The organism is Rhodococcus sp. NPDC127593 (assembly GCF_042671975.1).
GTDB lineage: Bacteria > Actinomycetota > Actinomycetes > Mycobacteriales > Mycobacteriaceae > Rhodococcus_F.
The window spans coordinates 1-18,029 of the sequence record NZ_JBHXWI010000089.1; the positions used below are offsets into that span (position 1 = coordinate 1).

Sequence of the window (18,029 nt, forward strand, 5' to 3'; positions counted from 1 at the left end):
CCGCGCCGGGAGACGGGGCGAGTCGCTGCGCTCCCCGCCAGGGAGCCGCTGCGCGGCTCGCAGTGGGCGGTCCTCGTTGCCGTCGATCGAGTCGCTTCGCTCCTCTGAGTTTCCGAAATTAGGCTCTCAACCGCGTATTTAATCGGTGCGACAAGTTGCCTTCCCGACTGAGAAACGAGGCTGGGGACGCTCCCGGGTGCGCTCAACTCGCCGCACGCTCCCCTGCTCGACACCTTCATGATCATACCCACAGACTACCACTAACCCTCATCATGCATAAACCATTTGAAAAATGAATAGCATTCAAATATGTTGTACAACAGCAGATTATGAATATCTCAAGATAATAGTTGTGCAGAATCATTGAAAATGACTACTTGCCAATATATTACCCAACCATATTGGTAATCAACATATTTCAAAAAAGATCGAAACGGACGAAACCGACACCCGCACCTGCCCCGCACCCCGGCGCCGGCGGCACAACAGATCGCCGGCGCCACACCCCCTACATCACACCCACATCACAAAACGAAACACCAGATCACAGCCCCATCACGCACAGCGGTCCGCACCCCGGGCGCAGGATGCGGACCGCCAAACGGTGGACAGGATCAGCTCGCGAGGACCTTCTCGAGGGTGCTCACGACAGCCGCGTCGAGCTTGTCGAAGCGGCCCGAGATCGCGCCCTCCTGATTCCGCTCCGCCCGCGAGGCACCCTTCACGGACTGCTTGTGATGAGCCCACGCGTTCACCGCTAGCACCACCGGCGAACGCGGTCCCCCGCCAGGTGCTCTCGCGCACATCATGCCGGTACATCTCCACCAGCTCCTCCCACACCCGGGACGCGATCGTGCGCGCACGGCCCGCCTCCTCCGGCACCGGATACCAGGCATCCAGGAACTCAAACCACTCCCGATCCGTCACCGTCGTCGACGACAGGTGCCGCAGCGTCTCGGTGAACTCGTCAGCGGTCTCCTCCACTAGGCTCAGCGCCTGCCGGGCCTCGTCGATCCGCAACCCGACAACCGACGATGCCGGATCTTCACCCGCCGACCCCGCGCCTGCCCCAGCGCGATCGCCATCGTCTTATCGCACACCGTCGCCGTCACGGTGCGCCCGTACGTCGTCGCCAAACTCCCATCCAGCGACGTCGCCGCCCAACAAATTGGGCCGGTAGCTGAAGTCGGTGCGGGCGTCGTGCAGGGTCTCGGGGATCGACACCTCTACCCAGGCTTGCCCGCCGTGGCGCAGTTCGGCGGAGGTGATCACCAGGGTGTCGCCGAGGATGTTCGCCACCGCGCCGAGGAGCCATTCCCGGTACTGGTGCGGCTCGTAGCCCTCGGAGAACACCTTGAACACCTGGCGGGTGTCGCTGCGCGCCACCGCGACCATCTCCGCCAACGGCTGCGCCAGCACCGGGCGCCCCTGCTCGTCGAGCCCGGTCATCGACTCCACATCCGCCGGGAATTCCGATGCGGGAGGGCCCGTGCCGAGGGGTGAAACGGAGGCTTTCTGACACCCAAATGTCAGGAGTGGTTGGGGGTACAGCAGAACCGGGGTCACTGTCCATCCGTTCCGGCCTGGCAAGGTCAGGATCGCGTAGAGCCGCTGGTCGAGGATCCGGCGTGGCGGCGCGCCCAGCCCACGACCGGGCGGAGGGCGGGACGGATCGTGGCGCTGGTGGCGTAGCTCATTGCCGGCGGGCCGCCACGATGTTGCACTCGAAGGGCGCCTCGATGCTGCCGTCGGTGGTCGTAAACGGTGCCAGAACATCGTGGGCGTCGGCGCGGATGCGCCGGTACTCGTCGTCGGAGATCCGTTCGAGCAGCGGTGTGCTCTCGACTTCGGTAGTCACGAACGCGTCGACCGAAGGCGCCCGGTAGGTGCCCAGGCGGGTGCCGATGGTCGTGATCTGCAGCCCGGCCGATTCGACGAGGCCCGTCAGCTCCTCGACGTCGCCGCACACGAAATAGGTGCCCAGCAGCGACATGGCCTCGGTGCCGGCGTGGCGGGCCGCCATGTGGACGAAGGGTGCGAACGCGGGCTGGGCGTCGAGGGCGCCCGGGACCACGACCGCCACCGTCCCCCCAGGAGTGACGACCCGGGCCATCTCCCGGAGCGCCCGGGGACGATCGGGGAAGAACATAAGCGCCATCTGACACAGGACCGTGTCGAAGGACTCGTCCAGGAAGGGGAGCGCCCCGGCATTGCCCTGGCGGAATTCGATGTCGGGTCGGACGCGCCGGGCAACGGTCAGCATCGCCTCGTTCAGGTCCACACCGACGATCGTGCCGCCGGGTACCACCAGGTCGGCGGCGGTGCGGGCGACGATCCCGGTCCCGCAGCCGATGTCGAGCACCCGCTGGCCCGGCGTGACGCCGGCAGCGTCGCAGAGGATCGGTGCCCACTGGGCGAAGAACGCCGGGACGAACGCGGACTCGTAGAACTCGGCCACTTCGAGGGGGATCTGGAAAGACTCGGAAGATTCACCGGACGTGGTCATGACCTCATCGTGCGCCCAGGCCGTGGGATGAGGGAAGCATCGGGCAGCTACCCCATCTGGCACTGTCACGTTGACGGGTTCCGCAATCGACCCCACGCCCGTGCCGACAGAGCCGCCGTCGGCAGAGTTGCCTCGCTATCGTGTCTTTCGTTGCTGCTGAGTCGCTCTTGTCTTCGGCTCCTGGACCAGCAGCAGCAACGCATCACGTCCTCGTCGCCGGCGTTGCTCGGGCATCGACAGCCACGACCGATGATCCGGATCGGCCAACACCTCCGCCAGGGCTCGGACCCGGCCACGATCACTTCCCCTCATCCGCGCCCGATCCGTCACCGGGTTCTCGATAGCGCACGCCAACACCACCGCATCGTCGAGATGACGCCCCCGATCGCGGGGATCCTCGAGATAAGCCGCCCCCTTGAGCACCAACGCCCCCAGGGCATCCGGCACACTCAACTTCGTTGACACCCCATCGATCTCGATCAGACAATCCACCGTCTTCCGCAGCGCGGACGTGCCCGCAGGAACCGCGAACACCTCCCGCCCCGACACCATCGGCCGATACTTCGGCGCCAGGTGATCGGCCACCATCACATCGACCTGCTCGGCACCACCCGCGCGTACGAAACGGTGCACCCGCCCCCTCACCGGCATCTGCAACTCGTATCCGAGCTGCTCGAGCCGGGCGCGGACACCACCGAACGTCGCGGCACCGGTCTCGATATGCAAAATCATGTCGACATCGACCGTCGCCCGGGTCGCCGGCACACCCGCCCGCACCGCATGCAGCTGAACCATCAACCCACCGACCGGCGCCTGCACCGTCCACACCGGCCGCTCACCGGATGTCATCGAGCAACTCCCCCAGCACCCGCGCCCCGGCGCTGCGCTCCCGGGTATCGAGCGACTCCATCAAATCCACCGCAACCGCCGCCACCGGCAATGTCGTCGTCGTGAAAAACGGATCCAGCGCAGTGACCACCCTCAACGTCACCTCCCCCTCACCGTCCGCCACCAAACCGAAGGTATCGACCACCCCGGCGAGTGCGTCGCCGACCACATACCCGTCCACCGCACCACCACCGGTCCCCGACAAGCCGAACCGGCCCGCCACCCCCTCAACGTGGGTCAGGGCGCTGACCCCGGTGGCCGCCACATACCCGCCGGTGACCAGAGTGTTCATCTCATCACCCCACCCCCGCATCCGCTGCACCCGCGCACGCCGGCGGGCAAGAAACGCCACCTCGTCCGCGCTCGCCCGTCGCAGCCGATGCCTCAACCGGGTCCCCTGCGACGGCGAAATCCAATCCACCCCCATGCCAGAGAGCATCGCCAACGCCGCCCACGCCACCTCCCCATTCCACGGCCGACCCCGATGACGGTCAGCCTGCGCCACACGGTGCACCGACCCCGCATCCAACAGCAACGCCTTACCCACCTCCCGCGTCACCACCAGCTCCCCCGCCCGCGCGAGACGAGTGACCTGCCGGCCCGTCACACCCAGCTCGGCGGCCGCCGCCGACACCGACATCTCACCCATACACATATAGTCTCACCCGCGACCACATGTCGCAATAACCACTGGTCATAGTGCTAAAAATGAGCTGCCGACCCTACCCGACCGACCCAGGACCGGCACGCAGCCGCATCTACCTGCGAGCCGCATGTGACTGTTCCGGCGGTCGCAGAACAAACCGGCCCACCGCGCTACTCCGAGCAGCGGCATCCTTGCTGATACGGCAAGAACTCTCGCCGAAACCGTCGGTCCTATTGCACCGTGTGGGCATGGAAGAAGCCGGCGAGATCACCGATGTCACGACGACACCAAGCGAGGCGGACGAATGGGATGCGCGCTACAACGAGCGCGATCTCGTGTGGAGCGGAGAACCCAACGGCGCACTCGTCGACGAGATGACCGGCGCACGTCCAGGACGCGCCCTGGACGTCGGCTGCGGTGAAGGCGCCGACGCACTCTGGCTCGCCCACCGGGGATGGGCCGTCACCGGCCTGGACGTTTCGCGCATCGCCCTCGACCGGGCCCGGGCCCACACCGACGGGAAGGACGTGGACATCACCTGGGTGCTGAGCGGACTGCTCGATGCCGAGGTGCCCGCGGGCGGTTTCGACCTGGTCTCCGCCCAGTACCCCGCCCTACGCAGTACCGCCGACCGCGCCGCCGAACGCGCGCTGATCTCCGCCGTCGCACCGGGCGGCACACTGCTGGTCGTACACCACCACATCCGCGACGCGGACGCGGCACGCGAGCACGGCTTCGACCCCGACGATTGGGTCACACCCGGTGACGTGGCAGCGCTACTCGATGACAGCTGGCACATCGACATCAACGAGGTACGAGAACGTTCGATCAGCGGCGGCGCGGGTGCACACCACACCCACGACGTGGTTCTGCGCGCGCACAGGCTGCCCCACCACAGCCCCTCCATCAGGCACCGGACAGCCAGTGGTCACTCACACGACCGCACCCGCTACTGGGACCACCGAGCGGCGCGGTGGGCAACCGTCACACTAACTAACCAACCCCGAGACCAGCGGTCATCAGTCGGAACCCTGAAACCCCCAGTCCACGACCACATCCGACGCCTTCGAACAACCCGACCAGGTTCAGTCGGGGTGAAGAACAGCTCCATCGACATGAAGACCCACGCCACCAACGCCGCCATCGGCACGAACGCAACACCAACGGCACAGCGAACTGGCGGGCGGGCCGCCACGGAACCGTCATCAGCCCGCACGCCACCACCACAACCGCTGGTCCCGCCCAGATCACCCAATACCCGGCCGACGGAGGATCCGGCCCGAACGAAGTGAACGAACCGTGCGGATACACCCACGGCTGCGGAACATCGAAGTTGTGCTGCCAGCATCACCGCCGGCAGAAAGCAGAAGAACCCCAGCAGCAGACCCACGATGACGGCCAGCGATATCCGCAAACCCTTCCCCGCTCCTGCCGGGTCGCCTCGTCCACACCATCCATCATGGCTCCGCTGATCGATTTATGACGAAGTTCCTATTCGGGCCACTGGCAACATCATTCGGTCTGCTTGGGATGCCCTGTGCCCGCATACTTCAGCCACAACGTGCGGTGCTCGACGTCCAGCACATACCAGATCCTGCCGCCGGCGGTGACCTCGTACTGCCACTGCTCCATCTCCACCCCATTGTGTACCCCGGTCGCGAGCTTGCCCTTCAACCGGTGATGACGCGTCGTCGACTCCCCTACGACCGTGCGGCGACGCAGCTCCTCGTACGCCACCAATGTGTTCGCCGGCACCTGCCGGCACAGCTCATCCCACCCCTTAACCGCCTCACTGGTCGCGAACCGCAGCTCCCACAGCTCCCCGGCTGCTGGCGGTGCGACCCGCTCACCCCGCTTCGGGCTCACAGCTCCGGCACCGGCACAGCTCCGAAGTCACCCTCGGACGACGCCGACAGGATCCGGGCCAGCTCCGGATCGGCATACACCTCCGCCGTGTGGCGCCACATCTCGATCGTGCGGGCCGGTGGAGCCGGATTATCGAGCGAGGAACCCGCCCGCAGCGACGCGATCAGCTCGTCGACGAAGTCGGCGAGCTCCTCACCCGACAGGTAGCTCACCCACGGGAAGGCCGCCGCCACCACCTTGCGAACCAGCACGCCGTCATCCGAATGCAGCAGGGCATCGACCATCGCCGTCGCCGCCGCGAGCACCTCCCGCTCCTGATCCGCCCGCACCGCCGTCATCAACACCAAATCCTCGTCATCGCGCCGCGTCACCCGCAGCGGCCGCGCCCCCGACCGCTGCCACTCCGCCAGCGTCGCCTTCCCCTTGTTCTGGATATCCGAGAACGGCACCTCACCCACAGACATACTTTCAATGTACTTTTAAAGTATGCGGTCGGCAAGAAGGCTCGGCTGCGTGCCCCCGGGCGCCGACAGTCTTGCTGCAGCCGAGACAGGCGCGGACCGTGGTCGCAGTGTGCACATCTGACCGGAATCCACGCGCTGGTGTCCGGGTCGCCCTCGGCTACGGCATGCGCGTGGTCCCCACCACGTCCCGGTCCAGGGTCCGCTCCGAGGTGGTCATGGCGCGCCCTGTGCATAGCAGCGGATGCCGTGGCGGACTGCTCGCTGATCCCACCGACCTCCCGGGCCATCCAATTTAAGGACCTCGCGCGGGACGCGAGGAAGACTGCGAGCGCGGGTGCGACGAATGGCAGTACCACGTCCCCGCATCACGTACAGAGGCCGCCGCAGCATCTCGGCCATGCCGATGATGCTCCGTGCCAGTACTCCGGTTCAGGTTTTGCCTGGTCCCGGAGTTCCGGCCATGGGTGGATCATTGCAGCCGTGGCCGGTTCCACGGCCCCCGGTAGCCAAGAAATCAACACTGAACTACACTGTTAGTGAGCGTTAGGAGATCACTTGTGACTGTCGCAGACGATCGCCAGGCCCGCGTTGCCGCAGAGCAGTACGCCGCCGGCGCGCTGTCGTTCGAGGACGCACTGACCCGCACCATCGGACACCCGATCGATCGAGCAACGGTCGCCACGGCTCTCGGCTACCTCGCGTCCCTGAGCGCCCTGCAACCGCACGGGGCGCTCTCGCGTCACGACGCCGACCTACTCGACGAAGCCGGCTTCACCGACGACGGCGAACGAGCCAGCCTTGCCGTCGCGCTGGGACAGGCACAGACCATGAGCGACCTCCGTCGCACCGCCCTCACCGCCGCCGAGGTCGCCGACCTGCTGAAGGTGAAGGCGCCCCGGGTCCGCCAACTCACCTCGATCGAACACAAACTCTGGGCCCTCGACGACGTCGATCGACGAGGACGCCTATACCCGAAGGTGCAGTTCACCGACACCGGGATGGTGCCGTACCTCGACCACATCCTGCCCCAACTCCCCGCCGACCTGCACCCCCTCACCGTCAACGCGGTGCTGACCCTGCCCCGCGAAGACCTCACCGTCGACGGCCACCCCGCATCGGTTGTCGAGTTCCTCACCTTCGCCGCAGCCGAGAAGGACCTACCCACCGTCCTCGAGGTCGTCGAACGCGCGACGAGCCTTTAGCTAGTGGCCACGACCACCCCACCCCCGATCGCGGACATGCGCGATCAGGGGGTGCGCGACGACGAACTGGTCACCATCGCGGCCACCACCCGCCGTCTCTGGCGTATCCACCCCACCGACGGCGCCCACGTGTTGCCGTGGCACGGCTTCCGCACATACGGGCCACTGCTGCGCTTCGACCATCACCCACGGCCGAAAGCCGACCACCCCAAGTACGGCATCTGGTACGGAGCCAGTAGCCCGCGCGGCGCCCTCGCCGAGGTCTTCCAGGAAACACGAGTGATCGACCGATTCCACCGCGCCCCGTATCTCTCAGCACTCACCCTGGAGCGCCCACTCACCCTGCTCGATCTCGGAGGGTTCTCCGGCGGCACCTGGCCGACCCGGCTCGGATGCAATCACTCTCTCGACTCCGGCCCGCACTCCCCATCCCAGGCGTGGGCCAGGACGATCCACCGCGCCCACCCGAACCTCGACGGCATCGCGTACCGCGGCAGATTCGCCGGTGAGCTGTGCGTCGCACTGTTCGAGCAGGCCACAGGCGCCTTCCCCACCAACCCAGCACTCTCACTGCCACTATCCCACGTCGGACTCGCCCGCCGCATCGACAGCGCAGCAGTGGAATTGGGATACCAGGTCATCTGACCCGGCCGCGCACGGGGATTTCCAGCTACAGCCACCACGACGACACTGGGCCGTCACTCGACTGCGCGATGTCGAGATACTTGTCGGTGGCGTCGACGTCGGTGCGGGCGAGGTCCTGGTCGACGTTCTCGACGGCGAGTATCTCAGAGCCGCTGCGGGCGTGAATCCTCCATCCGTGCGGGGCGGTGCTGTCGACCGCGAGTGCGTCCACGCTTCCGCAGCAACGAGCGGCGACCTGGTCGGGGCGTGGCGTGATGATCTCGGTGTCCGAGTGGGATGAGGTGGTCCACTCTGTAATTATTCGGGGTCGCGAGTGATGTGAGGGTGACCTGATGGCCCACAACGCGAGATGTCCCACGTCGGGGCGTGAATCGTCCAGTCCGGGCCTCGGCCATTACCAGGATCGTCCACCGCATCCGTCCCTTGGGCGCCGGGGCGATGCCCCACTGCTTGCGCGCAATGAGCGGGCCGGGACGCGCGGCCTGTCGTCTACCGCTTGGCGTAGTCGGCGACGCCGGTCCAGTCGATCACCACGCAGGGCTCATCGCCGAGAATCCAGGCATCGTGACCGGGCGGGCAGATCATGAGATCGCCGGGACCGAACTCCATGTCCTCCCCGTCGTCCATGACGATCTTCATGCGACCCGAGATGACGTAACCCATGTGAGCGGCTTGGCAGCTGTCCGTCTTGGCTATCGGTTTGACGTGCTTGGACCACTGCCAGCCGGGCTGGAAGGTCGCCCTCCCCACCGCGCCGGACGCGACGTTGACGAGTTCGAGCTTGCCCATCTCGTCCTCGAAGGGGCGGGTTTCCTCGGGTGAATCGAGACTCTTGCGGATCAGACCGGACATCGGTTTTCCTCCCACGTCGTTGAGGCGGCACCCACCGATCCGGTGGACCTCCGACCGGCCAAATCGGGAACCGCGGGATGAATCGAAATTTTCTGACACTTCAATTCTGGGCGGGCACCATCGTGTGCCGCAACACCGACCGGCGGCCCGTAGGTGGGACGGCGGCGCACCGGGCGAACCGCCTTTCCCCAGGAGCACCCCACTGGCACCAGGGTCCCACGCCAGTGCATTTTGTGGGCAGAGCTGCTACCGGGGCGGGAGAGTCGTCGAGTTGCCGGATGGGTAGGTAGCGCTGCGGCGTTCTCGAAAGCGTGTCCGGTGATGCTCCATCAGGACTTCGGATTCGGTGTCGATGCTACTTGGGTGGCGGGCGATCGCGTGTTGGAAGGCGGCGCTGCGTCGGCGGAGGAAGGTGGCATGTACCGTCGCCGTGTCGTCGGCGAGGAGGTACGCGACGGCACCGTCGCAGTCCAGGAGGAACTTCCCGTACGCCCGCCTCACCGGCGCCTGCTCGTCGAAGATCACCGGCAGCACCACGTCGTCGACCAGGTGCAGCGGGAAACGAACGAGCCTGTATGCAGCCCGTATTAGCGCTCGCGCCACGGCGCCCGGTCCCATGGTCTGATCGTAACGCCAAGGGTGTGCACCCGCGCCCGTGTTGACGTCGCCGGCGAGTACCTGCACGATGTCACGCGGACCGCACCGGCTCAGTCTTGTCCAATCCCGCGGTTCCCCCGGAGCCTGCCGCGCCGCGGGGAGGAGATGACCGGATGACCGCGACGAACCCGACGCTGTCCGGGGTGGAGTATCGAAGATGCGGGCGAGTTCATCGAGGTCAGGGCAGCACAGAGTAAGGCAGCCGATGAGATGCGTACAACAGCGAACGGGATCGCGCGCGTGTGGAGCGGAGAACCCAACGACGCACTTGTTGACGAGATGACCAGCGCACGGCCGGGACGCGCCCTCGACGTCGGTTGCGGTGAAAGCGCCGACTCACTCTGGTGCGCCCGCCAGGGATGGCAGGCGGCGCGACGCACCCTCGAACGAGGAGACCACGCTCGCGATCTTCCGATTCCACTCCTCAGCGCTCCGTGGGCGCTCCCGGACAGGAGAGCCGGCGGACCGCCCACCGCCGATCCTCGACTCCGACAACACAAGCTGACACCGCTCTACTTGTCTGACGCTCGAGGGTAGGACATTTCAGCCCCGCAGGCGATGTTCTCCACCTGCCTCGAGAACGAGAATTGTACTTGTTCAGGAAATCGAATGCCCTTCAGCCGGAGCGCTATTGGGCACACCAAGCAGGAGAGGAGGTCATCATGTATACGTGGATATTCACCGGATTCCTCAATGGGGTCAGCGGCGGATTGATTCCCCAGGTGTGGGGACCAATCTAATCCGGCATCAGCACACACCAAACACTATGTGCGACTAGGAATGCCGGAGGGGCAACGGAGGGATTTTCCATCAAGCTCCCCTGCGGCCGGATGGGCGGCCCGAATCGGCGCCAGCGACCGATCGGGTCGCCGACCATCCACACGGGGGCGGCGCTGCGTGAACCGTGCCGGAGTTCTTGCCGTTCCGCCCTGATGCCGGCTCCGGTTGGAGAGTCGAGTGTTGAGCGCAGTGGGCCGCCTCGTACTCGTCCAGGCGAGACATCCGAGGCCCGCCGAGGATCACCCGCATATCCAACCAATCGCCCCACTCGATCGACGCGTACTCGGCGACCGTGAACCTGACTGCCGAAGAGTAACCCCACCGGGGCCACCCCAGGTGAGCACACCCAGGCCCCCGTTCTGCCCATGCTCTGCGTACCTGGTCGAGGCGGTCGGTGATGCTCGCCCGCACCCCCGTGCGGGGTCCGCACTGCCGGGCTCACCGACGACCGTCCACGCGGACGTCATCGTCCCGGCGGAATCGGGCTTTCCGACGCTTTCGGCCGCCCCGAGGGCGGCGGCGAACGACCGCACCAGCGCATCGCGCGCCTACTGTCACTCGGTCAGCGCCTTCACCAGTGCGACGCTCAGCTGCCCGACATCCGACGCCGCTGCCGTGGTGGCGGTGTTGTGAGGTCGGAGTGCCTTTCCGGGCGATATCCGCGACGGCCAGCGTGGCCGGCGCCCCCCTTTGCACGATCAGCGCCTCGACGAACCCTGCCCGTCCAGCACACGGTGACCGTCATCGAACGCGCGCGGGGACAGCACGACCACCACCTCGTCCACTGTGACCGGACCTCGGATGAGTCCGGACCACCGGGGCCCAGGTGACCGGCATCGGCGCCGGCGGCGTCGAGATCACCGATGGTGCGGGGTAGTCACCGGCAGCCCATCGACGACCTGCCAGTCCGCCCGCGACCGCGAACTCCGCTGTCCGATCACCTCGGGCAGCGACAGCCGGATTCGGCGGTCGCGGTCGGCTCCACGAGATCGGCATTCAGATCCCCCAGCCCGCACACCCCGGCGGCGGTGGTGGTGCGAGAGCACCCCGGTGGGCACCAGCCGATCCAACGACTCGGGTCCGGCGGCGGCCGAGACCGTCCTCCGGACCCACATTTTTGGGGGGGGGCGAGGAGAGCTCCATCCTCCGACTGAACCCAGGAACCGCCCGCACCCGTTCGGCCTAGGGTCCGGGCGTCCACCCCTGGCCCTGGACACACAAGATCGGGATGCCGTCCGGCGTTTGGGAAGCCTGGTCGGTCGTGGGGTCGCATGGTTCCCCAATGTTGTGGACACCGACGATGTCGGCGGTGACCCAGACGCCGTCCGGGTAGTAGTCGCGGGAGTAGACGCAGACGATATCCTCGCCGGTGGTCACGTCGACTCCGACCCGATTGCCTGAGCATCGCTGACCCGCTGTCCCCGGAATGGGTTCGGGCTGACTTGCACCGGTGGCGTACGCGATCGTTGCTCCGCCGCTGACGGTGGCGGTTGGAGCGGCCGAGGCGATGCCGGCCCCGAAGGCGATGACCGGCGCGAGGACGGCCGAGGCAACGGCCGCCACACGCAAAGTTCTGTTGTTCATTGTGCTCACTTACCAATTTCTGATGGGCCTGGCTCAGCGCCGAGCGCGGCGCTGGAATTTGTTGTGGTGACGTGTTCGCGGGCATCTCGTTCGAAAGGTCGGGATTCCCGCTCTGTACACCATCCTGATCCGTGGCACCCGCGGACACCATCCTCGCCAGGGTGGAAACTCGTCACACCGGATGAGCTTCCGACCGTGATCGACCTCTCGGGCCGACACGATCGAGGGACCCCCGCAGCCCGTGCCGTGCCCGGCGCCCCTCGACGACGACAAGCCGCGATCGATCGTCACCCTCGGGCCGCGACGCCATGACCGGGAGCGGTCAGCTCGAGGCTCTCGTCGCCGGCGTCGGCGAAGACAGCCGGACCGAGGCGCTCTGGGGTGAGGTCGTTCGCGGCAGCGGCCAGCCCTCGAGGTGCGGGGACGGCGCATACGATCACGACCTGTTCCCAGGCGAGCCGTCCGGGAGGCGGCCTCACCAGGACACGCCAATGTCTTCGATCACTGCAGCCGGAAGTGCACCGCCCACAATTGATACCTGCAATGGACCCCTTCCGTCGACGGTATGGCGATCAAACATCGCGTCGATGTTCGAACGAACACATCCCGCGAGACCACTCGCCGGGACGTAATCATCATCGATGTTCAGGTGTGAGGACTTCCCACCCGACAGCTGATGTTTCAGCACGTCACACGGGTGACGATTGTCCGTACCAAACGGAGATTCTCCCCGGATCCCGGAAGCAGCGGAAGCAGATGCCGCCTACAGATAAAGGAAAGACCATGAACAAGAACGTCATCCGAGCGGTCATCGCTTCCGTCGCGGTGGGGCCCGTGATCGTCCTCGGATCAGGTGTAGCAGCAGCCGCTCCGACGCTGGAGCCCGATGGACGACCCGCGGTCGTCGGGACGGTCCTCCGGACTGATGGTCTGCCGATGGAAGGCTGGACCTGCACGGTATTTCAGGGCCTCACCGTCGGGATGGTGTCCGACCCGGACGTGAACACCCATCACGGCAAAATCGTCGATCCACTGTTTGGCGCCTGGGCTGCGGGCCCGGTGAACGGCGCCTGCATGGGAACAGGTGGGATAGCGTTTCCATCCGGAGTGGCCGGGTGACGACCTCAATAGACCTGGTCCCAATTACCCACTCTCGGTACGCCACAGCACGGGATGGTGGTCGGCGCCGTCGGCAACACCGTGTACGCCATCGGTGGCGCCACCAAGCCAGCTCACGCCGAATCCACCGCCCTTGCAATAGCGCCGCAGCTCGCGCCGCGCACCATGCAATGGGCACCGACGTGGCGGTCATCGACCGTTGCGCCGATCGCACGCCAGCAGGCACCGGCGATCACGGCGGCCGGAACGATCTGGGTCGTCGGCGGGCTGGACAACGCTGGGGAGATCGGAAGCTCAAGGGCAACGATCCAGCCATCGAGGCATGGAAGGCCGGACCCGACCTTCCAGTGCCGCTCAATCACGCGATGGCGGTATGACTATCGCGGCGAGCTGATCGTGCGCGGTGGATGGATACCGACGGGCCGAACCTGACCGCCCGAACCTCGGACCGAGTACTCGCGCCGCGGGACTGAACGGGGTGGACCCGGCCCGCCTCGGTGAGCCGCGAGCGGCCGGTGCCGCGGCGGTGGTCGGCGACAAGATCGTGGTTACCGGAGGGCAGGCGAACGGCAAGCTCGTGCCCAACACCGAAGTGTTCGACGACACCATGTAGACCACCGCCACCGGCCTCCCCATCCCACGAAAACACCTGGCCGCGGTGTCGGACGGAACGTGCTGCTACGCGGCCGGCTGACGAAACCTCTCCGCGGACCCGAACACCGGCCGCCTTCGAGCGCGTCGTCCCGGCTACCGCGACCTGGACGACACTGCCCGATATGCCGACCCCGCGCGGCGGGCTCGGCGCCGCCCTCGTCGGCGGGGACCCGGACACCGCGCTGGGCTCCCTCGAGCGGCTGCCCGCCGCAGAGCTGCTGCGACGGCTTCCGGTGCCCACACACGCGGCGGACTAGAACTGTGTCGTGGTGCACGCGGATCCCGCGCTCAAGCGCATGCTCGGCCACGACGAGAACGGGTTGGTCGGCCGCTCGGTGACCGAGATCGTCGATCCGGAGTCCTCGCCGAGCGATGCCGATGCGTTGGGACGGCTGCACGATTGCGCCGGCAATGTGCTCGAACTTGCTCCTCGGGAGGGTTTCATGGTGCGGGCGGCGGTCAGCGGATCGGTGCTGATGCGGCAGGACGATCCCCTCCTCCTCGTCTGCTTCCAGGACATGACTGAACAGCTGCGGAGCGGAGGGCGGGCCCCCGGCTCACCTGAGCCGGGTGGTCTGTGCCCTACGTTGAAACAGAGTGCGTGCCTGGCCGGAGGCACGATAAGACGCGCCAAAAATACTGTTAGACAGTGCGTCTGGGTTTGTCGAAAACTGAAGAGCTTTCAACTAGATTCGGATTACACCTTTCCCCAATGGTTTTCAATGTTCTCCCTGCGGCGGCAACGTCGCGCGACTCATCGAATGATCCATGGCTTGGATCGGCCCCAAAAGGAGGATGGTTGGTGGGCCGGTCGAATCACTGACACAACGGCAGGCATCTCGTTCGGGCTGCGGAAAGCACCCGGTGCACGTATCGCGGCGGCCGGGGAAGGATCGGGTCGAGCCTACGGCCGAGAGATTTGTCTCGGATTCACAGATCGCTGGCGGTGATGATGCCGCTGTGTCGGGCGCGGGAGACGAGTTGCATGCGCTTCTGGTTGTTCGGCAGATCCTCGAGACCGAACTTCGAGAAGAGGACGCGGAGATGACATTTGATCGTGTCGACAGTCAGGAAAAGGTGGTCGGCGATCTCCTGGTTCGAGGCGGGATGGGCATAGGCTGCGTCGTTCTTGTAGGGTCGGCACAACTCCACCAGGACCGCGAATTGCGCCGGGGTCAGGGCGGCTCGGGTGGGCAGGGCGTCGGCGGTGCCGGTCATCTCCCCGCTGGCCGCAATGAAGGTGCGGAAGGTCAGTGACGAGGATCCGATTCGGATGACGTCACCGGCGTGGAGTCGTCGGCGCCCACTGAGGCGGTCCCCGTTGACGAAGGTGCCGTTGCGGGAAAGTCCGTCATCGGTCACCGTCCAATAGGATCCGATCCATTCGATGGTGGCGTGCAGCCGCGACACGTTCGGATCTGATGGCAACGCGATATCGGCCTTCTCCGAGCGGCCCACGGTGATCCGTGGTGCGTCGACGGACAACACGAATTCGCGGGTGCCGTGTCCGCCATCGAGATAGCAGAGAGTCGGTTCGCTCAGTGCGTTCATCGCCGTCCTCCGCGCAATTTCGGGCACACGACTTTCTGTCGGACGCTTCGCCTTGGTGCCAGTCTAATTCCGCAGGTCGGCGCGGCACCATGGTCGGCGGTGCGGTTCCATCCCGCACCGGCGTGCCGGTTTCGACGAAGGTGATAAGGGTCCACCCTAAGGGTGAAGATTCGTCCGTGGCCGGCACATCACACTGAAAGTCGACCACTTCGACCCGAGAAGATGCCATGCCTCGAACCCGTCACCACACCCACCCCGCCCGCCAGGAACCCGGTGCGCGTCGGGTATTGCCCCGGCGCTCAGCACCGGCGCAGACTGAAAGTACCGAACGCGCACCCGAGGGGGTGGGGCAGATGCCCCGGCCAACCCACTGGCGGCGATCGGTCATTGTGATGTCCACCCTGGTGGTCGTCGGCGCTCTCGGGCTCTTCGGGTTGCTCTCAGGACCCTCGCTTGCGGGCGCGGCGCCACAATCGGTGGCCACCGTTGTTGTGCGGCAACAACCCGTCGCGCCGTGGCCGACGATGCCCCAGCTTCCTCTCCCAGGCCCAGGAGAGAGTCTCGACCCGGCACCGTACACCGCTGCCGACGATCAGCAACCGATTTGTGTGCCACCGGACTGTTCACCGGACCCAGGCGGTGTCGCTCCCTGGACCCCACCAGAGCAAGAACCCTGGACGCCACCCGAGCAAGAGCCGTGGACACCACCCGAGCAGCAACCCTGGACGCCACCCGAGCAAGAGCCGTGGACACCACCCGAGCAGCAACCCTGGACGCCACCCGAGCAACCGTGGACACCACCCGAGCAGCAACCCTGGACACCACCCGAGCAAGAGCCGTGGACCCCACCCGAGCAGCAACCCTGGACGCCGCCGGAGGAGGTCATTCCGGACGAGTTCCCGGGTGGGACCGGTGGTGGCGGCTGCTATCCGGCCGGCACACACTGCGAGCGCGACATCGACATTCCACCGATCACCGGCGGCGGCGACGTCTGCGAGCCGGCCGAGTTCCCCTGCGATATCGACATTCCCCGCGACCCACTGACCCGGAAAGGTGGCGACGTCTGCGGGCCGACCGCGCTCCCCTGCGATATCGACATTCCCCGCGACCCACTGACCCGGACCGGTGAGGGCCCCTGCAGCCCGCCGTGTACACCACCGGAAATTCCGCTGCCCGAGCGATGCACCGACCCCGACCCTGCGCGGTGTACTCCGGTGCGGGAGGTTCCGGGGTTACCGAGTCCGGGGCCAGGAAACGAGTTCACCGTTCCCGGGCCCTTCGTGCTACTACCGGAGGTGCCCAGCCTGGGCACTCCTGCTGATGTCGTCCCTGACGCGGTTCCACCACCGCAAGAGCCCGGTCTGGTGTTCACCGCTGCGGCCATCGAACCCGGCGAAGCGGTGACCATGGCCGGAACAGGATGTCCACCTGATGCCGAGGTACTGCTCTCGGTCGATGGTGCGCAAGTCGGCGAAGTTCGCGCCGACGACACCGGTATTTTCCGGGCACCGCTTCGCGCCGTCGGCGCCGATGTCGGACGTCACGACGTGTCAGCCGACTGTGGCCCCATCTTCGCCGCGCCACTGGATATCGTGCTCGTCAGTCAAGCGACGGGGTCCACCGCCACCGGCGTGGTGATCGTGTTCTTCCTACTCGTAGGTCTGTCGATCTACCGTCGACGCCTTCTCACTCCACAGCCGGGCCGCGAGGAGGAATCATGATCATGCGGTGGTTGAGTGCACTCGTAATTGCCCTCGGGACAGTGCTACTCGGCGCTCCCAGCGCCGGCGCAGCAGAGTCGGTGGGGATGACGGTAACCGTCAACGGTCAGGACATCGCCACCGCCGGCCCGACCAATCCGGTCCGTCTCGACCCGCACAGCCCCGCTCAGGTCCAGGTAAATCTCGACAACGACACAGCGTCCCCGGTCGCCGTCGCTGCGGTCGACCTGTCCGGGCACGTCCTCGGGTTGACCTTCTTTTCCTATCACACCGCGGTCGGGTTGACGGTGGCGCCGGGACAGACCCAGTCCCTCAACTTCGAGCTCGATCTGTCCGGGCTCGACGGGCAGGCCACCGGCCTGATCAACGGGACGGTCACCGTCCGCGGCAACGACGGGACCGTTCTGGGCGACATCTCGACCGTGACCGATGTGCGCGGCTCACTGATGTCGGTGTACGGGCTGTTCGGGCTCGCCCTGGCGCTGCTCACCGCACTCGCGGTGCTCGACGCCGCCCTCGGTATTGCTCGGCGCCGACTGCACGAGAACCGGTGGCGACGCGGCCTGCGGATGCTTACCCCAGGCATCGGGATCGGGTTGGTGCTCGCATTCACCCTGTCCGCCACCCGGGTGTGGGCGCCGACCCTGGACCGGTGGCTGCTCCTCGCCGGCGGATTCGCCGCCGGCTTCTTCATCCTCGGCTACCTCACCCCCACACCGGACACCGCCGAGGACGAGGACGTCGACGACATGACCGACGACGAACTCGAAGACAGTGACGCCGTGGACGACGACCGAACCGGCCGAATCGGTGACGATCCCACCAACCGGTGGCCGTCAGATTCCGGCCCGCCGCCCACTCGCCCCCTCGGCACCAACCGACCCCATTGATCGG

24 protein-coding genes and 1 pseudogene are annotated in these 18,029 nt (G+C 66.3%); 10 read left to right on the top strand and 15 right to left on the bottom strand.

Going from position 1 to position 18,029, the window contains the following annotated elements:
* Positions 1 to 614: 614 nt before the first annotated feature.
* The 7 genes and pseudogenes from ACFVJ3_RS44575 to ACFVJ3_RS44605 form a co-directional block, all read right to left on the bottom strand.
* On the bottom strand, positions 615 to 755 hold the full coding sequence (locus tag ACFVJ3_RS44575; protein WP_378458191.1) for a hypothetical protein: 141 nt from the start codon (positions 753 to 755) through the stop codon (positions 615 to 617).
* 25 nt (positions 756 to 780) lie between these two features.
* Positions 781 to 1,020 (bottom strand): annotated as a pseudogene (locus ACFVJ3_RS44580) (DUF932 domain-containing protein); the annotation flags it as partial.
* Complete coding sequence (locus ACFVJ3_RS44585; protein ID WP_378458158.1) at positions 990 to 1,112, bottom strand: hypothetical protein; 123 nt, start codon at positions 1,110 to 1,112, stop codon at positions 990 to 992. The pseudogene ACFVJ3_RS44580 and the gene ACFVJ3_RS44585, both read right to left, overlap by 31 nt.
* A complete protein-coding gene (locus ACFVJ3_RS44590) occupies positions 1,090 to 1,449 on the bottom strand; it encodes a hypothetical protein (protein ID WP_378458159.1) in 360 nt (119 codons plus the stop codon). Before ACFVJ3_RS44590 ends, ACFVJ3_RS44585 begins: the two co-directional genes overlap by 23 nt.
* A gap of 244 nt (positions 1,450 to 1,693) precedes the next feature.
* Positions 1,694 to 2,506, bottom strand: a complete 813-nt coding sequence (locus tag ACFVJ3_RS44595) for a class I SAM-dependent methyltransferase (RefSeq protein WP_378458160.1) — start codon at positions 2,504 to 2,506, stop codon at positions 1,694 to 1,696.
* A gap of 135 nt (positions 2,507 to 2,641) precedes the next feature.
* Complete coding sequence (locus ACFVJ3_RS44600; RefSeq protein WP_378458161.1) at positions 2,642 to 3,355, bottom strand: hypothetical protein; 714 nt, start codon at positions 3,353 to 3,355, stop codon at positions 2,642 to 2,644.
* Complete coding sequence (locus ACFVJ3_RS44605) at positions 3,342 to 4,043, bottom strand: hypothetical protein (RefSeq protein ID WP_378458162.1); 702 nt, start codon at positions 4,041 to 4,043, stop codon at positions 3,342 to 3,344. Before ACFVJ3_RS44605 ends, ACFVJ3_RS44600 begins: the two co-directional genes overlap by 14 nt.
* Positions 4,044 to 4,288: 245 nt before the next feature.
* Between ACFVJ3_RS44605 and ACFVJ3_RS44610 the strand changes: the two genes are divergently transcribed.
* The gene (locus ACFVJ3_RS44610; protein WP_378458163.1) at positions 4,289 to 5,332 is read left to right on the top strand and encodes a class I SAM-dependent methyltransferase; all 1,044 of its coding nucleotides are present in this window, start codon (positions 4,289 to 4,291) and stop codon (positions 5,330 to 5,332) included.
* 220 nt (positions 5,333 to 5,552) lie between these two features.
* Here ACFVJ3_RS44610 and ACFVJ3_RS44615 read toward each other — a convergent pair whose 3' ends face one another.
* Positions 5,553 to 5,906 carry a hypothetical protein gene (locus ACFVJ3_RS44615; RefSeq protein ID WP_378458164.1) on the bottom strand — a complete coding sequence of 118 codons (354 nt, stop codon included), beginning with the start codon at positions 5,904 to 5,906 and terminating at the stop codon, positions 5,553 to 5,555.
* Positions 5,903 to 6,370 carry a hypothetical protein gene (locus tag ACFVJ3_RS44620; protein WP_378458165.1) on the bottom strand — a complete coding sequence of 156 codons (468 nt, stop codon included), beginning with the start codon at positions 6,368 to 6,370 and terminating at the stop codon, positions 5,903 to 5,905. Before ACFVJ3_RS44620 ends, ACFVJ3_RS44615 begins: the two co-directional genes overlap by 4 nt.
* A 557-nt stretch (positions 6,371 to 6,927) precedes the next feature.
* On the opposite strand from ACFVJ3_RS44620, the gene ACFVJ3_RS44625 reads away from it, so the two are divergent.
* Together ACFVJ3_RS44625 and ACFVJ3_RS44630 are read left to right on the top strand one after the other, a co-directional pair.
* Positions 6,928 to 7,572, top strand: a complete 645-nt coding sequence (locus ACFVJ3_RS44625; protein WP_378458166.1) for a hypothetical protein — start codon at positions 6,928 to 6,930, stop codon at positions 7,570 to 7,572.
* Between the two features lie 3 nt (positions 7,573 to 7,575).
* Positions 7,576 to 8,217 carry an RES family NAD+ phosphorylase gene (locus tag ACFVJ3_RS44630; RefSeq protein WP_378458167.1) on the top strand — a complete coding sequence of 214 codons (642 nt, stop codon included), beginning with the start codon at positions 7,576 to 7,578 and terminating at the stop codon, positions 8,215 to 8,217.
* A 25-nt stretch (positions 8,218 to 8,242) separates the two neighbouring features.
* Here ACFVJ3_RS44630 and ACFVJ3_RS44635 read toward each other — a convergent pair whose 3' ends face one another.
* The 5 genes from ACFVJ3_RS44635 to ACFVJ3_RS44655 form a co-directional block, all read right to left on the bottom strand.
* Positions 8,243 to 8,428 carry a hypothetical protein gene (locus ACFVJ3_RS44635; protein WP_378458168.1) on the bottom strand — a complete coding sequence of 62 codons (186 nt, stop codon included), beginning with the start codon at positions 8,426 to 8,428 and terminating at the stop codon, positions 8,243 to 8,245.
* Between the two features lie 278 nt (positions 8,429 to 8,706).
* Positions 8,707 to 9,069, bottom strand: coding sequence for a cupin domain-containing protein (locus ACFVJ3_RS44640; protein WP_378458169.1), 363 nt, complete (start codon positions 9,067 to 9,069; stop codon positions 8,707 to 8,709).
* 246 nt (positions 9,070 to 9,315) lie between these two features.
* Entirely contained in the window at positions 9,316 to 9,687 is a 372-nt protein-coding gene (locus ACFVJ3_RS44645) for a hypothetical protein (RefSeq protein ID WP_378458170.1), read from the bottom strand.
* Positions 9,688 to 11,688: 2,001 nt separating this feature from the next.
* Positions 11,689 to 12,090 carry a hypothetical protein gene (locus ACFVJ3_RS44650; RefSeq protein WP_378458171.1) on the bottom strand — a complete coding sequence of 134 codons (402 nt, stop codon included), beginning with the start codon at positions 12,088 to 12,090 and terminating at the stop codon, positions 11,689 to 11,691.
* Positions 12,091 to 12,377: 287 nt separating this feature from the next.
* Complete coding sequence (locus ACFVJ3_RS44655) at positions 12,378 to 12,569, bottom strand: hypothetical protein (protein ID WP_268792779.1); 192 nt, start codon at positions 12,567 to 12,569, stop codon at positions 12,378 to 12,380.
* Positions 12,570 to 12,873: 304 nt separating this feature from the next.
* Here ACFVJ3_RS44655 and ACFVJ3_RS44660 point away from each other — a divergent pair, with 304 nt between their 5' ends.
* The 5 genes from ACFVJ3_RS44660 (at position 12,874) to ACFVJ3_RS44680 (ending at position 14,813) form a co-directional block, all read left to right on the top strand.
* Positions 12,874 to 13,209 (top strand): hypothetical protein, encoded by a 336-nt coding sequence (locus ACFVJ3_RS44660; RefSeq protein WP_378458172.1) that lies wholly within the window; start codon positions 12,874 to 12,876, stop codon positions 13,207 to 13,209.
* A 170-nt stretch (positions 13,210 to 13,379) separates the two neighbouring features.
* Positions 13,380 to 13,586: a hypothetical protein gene (locus ACFVJ3_RS44665; RefSeq protein ID WP_378458173.1), complete on the top strand. Its 207-nt coding sequence runs from the start codon at positions 13,380 to 13,382 to the stop codon at positions 13,584 to 13,586.
* A 26-nt stretch (positions 13,587 to 13,612) separates the two neighbouring features.
* Positions 13,613 to 13,822: a hypothetical protein gene (locus tag ACFVJ3_RS44670; RefSeq protein ID WP_378458174.1), complete on the top strand. Its 210-nt coding sequence runs from the start codon at positions 13,613 to 13,615 to the stop codon at positions 13,820 to 13,822.
* 163 nt (positions 13,823 to 13,985) lie between these two features.
* Positions 13,986 to 14,120, top strand: a complete 135-nt coding sequence (locus tag ACFVJ3_RS44675) for a hypothetical protein (protein WP_378458175.1) — start codon at positions 13,986 to 13,988, stop codon at positions 14,118 to 14,120.
* 9 nt (positions 14,121 to 14,129) lie between these two features.
* Positions 14,130 to 14,813 (top strand): hypothetical protein, encoded by a 684-nt coding sequence (locus ACFVJ3_RS44680; protein WP_378458176.1) that lies wholly within the window; start codon positions 14,130 to 14,132, stop codon positions 14,811 to 14,813.
* On the opposite strand, the gene ACFVJ3_RS44685 is transcribed toward ACFVJ3_RS44680, so the two are convergent.
* A complete protein-coding gene (locus ACFVJ3_RS44685; RefSeq protein WP_378458177.1) occupies positions 14,794 to 15,414 on the bottom strand; it encodes an FHA domain-containing protein in 621 nt (206 codons plus the stop codon). The genes ACFVJ3_RS44680 and ACFVJ3_RS44685 overlap by 20 nt on opposite strands.
* A gap of 392 nt (positions 15,415 to 15,806) precedes the next feature.
* Here ACFVJ3_RS44685 and ACFVJ3_RS44690 point away from each other — a divergent pair, with 392 nt between their 5' ends.
* Together ACFVJ3_RS44690 and ACFVJ3_RS44695 are read left to right on the top strand one after the other, a co-directional pair.
* On the top strand, positions 15,807 to 17,135 hold the full coding sequence (locus ACFVJ3_RS44690; protein WP_378458178.1) for a hypothetical protein: 1,329 nt from the start codon (positions 15,807 to 15,809) through the stop codon (positions 17,133 to 17,135).
* Positions 17,132 to 18,025, top strand: coding sequence for a hypothetical protein (locus ACFVJ3_RS44695; protein WP_378458179.1), 894 nt, complete (start codon positions 17,132 to 17,134; stop codon positions 18,023 to 18,025). Before ACFVJ3_RS44690 ends, ACFVJ3_RS44695 begins: the two co-directional genes overlap by 4 nt.
* Positions 18,026 to 18,029 lie beyond the last annotated feature (4 nt).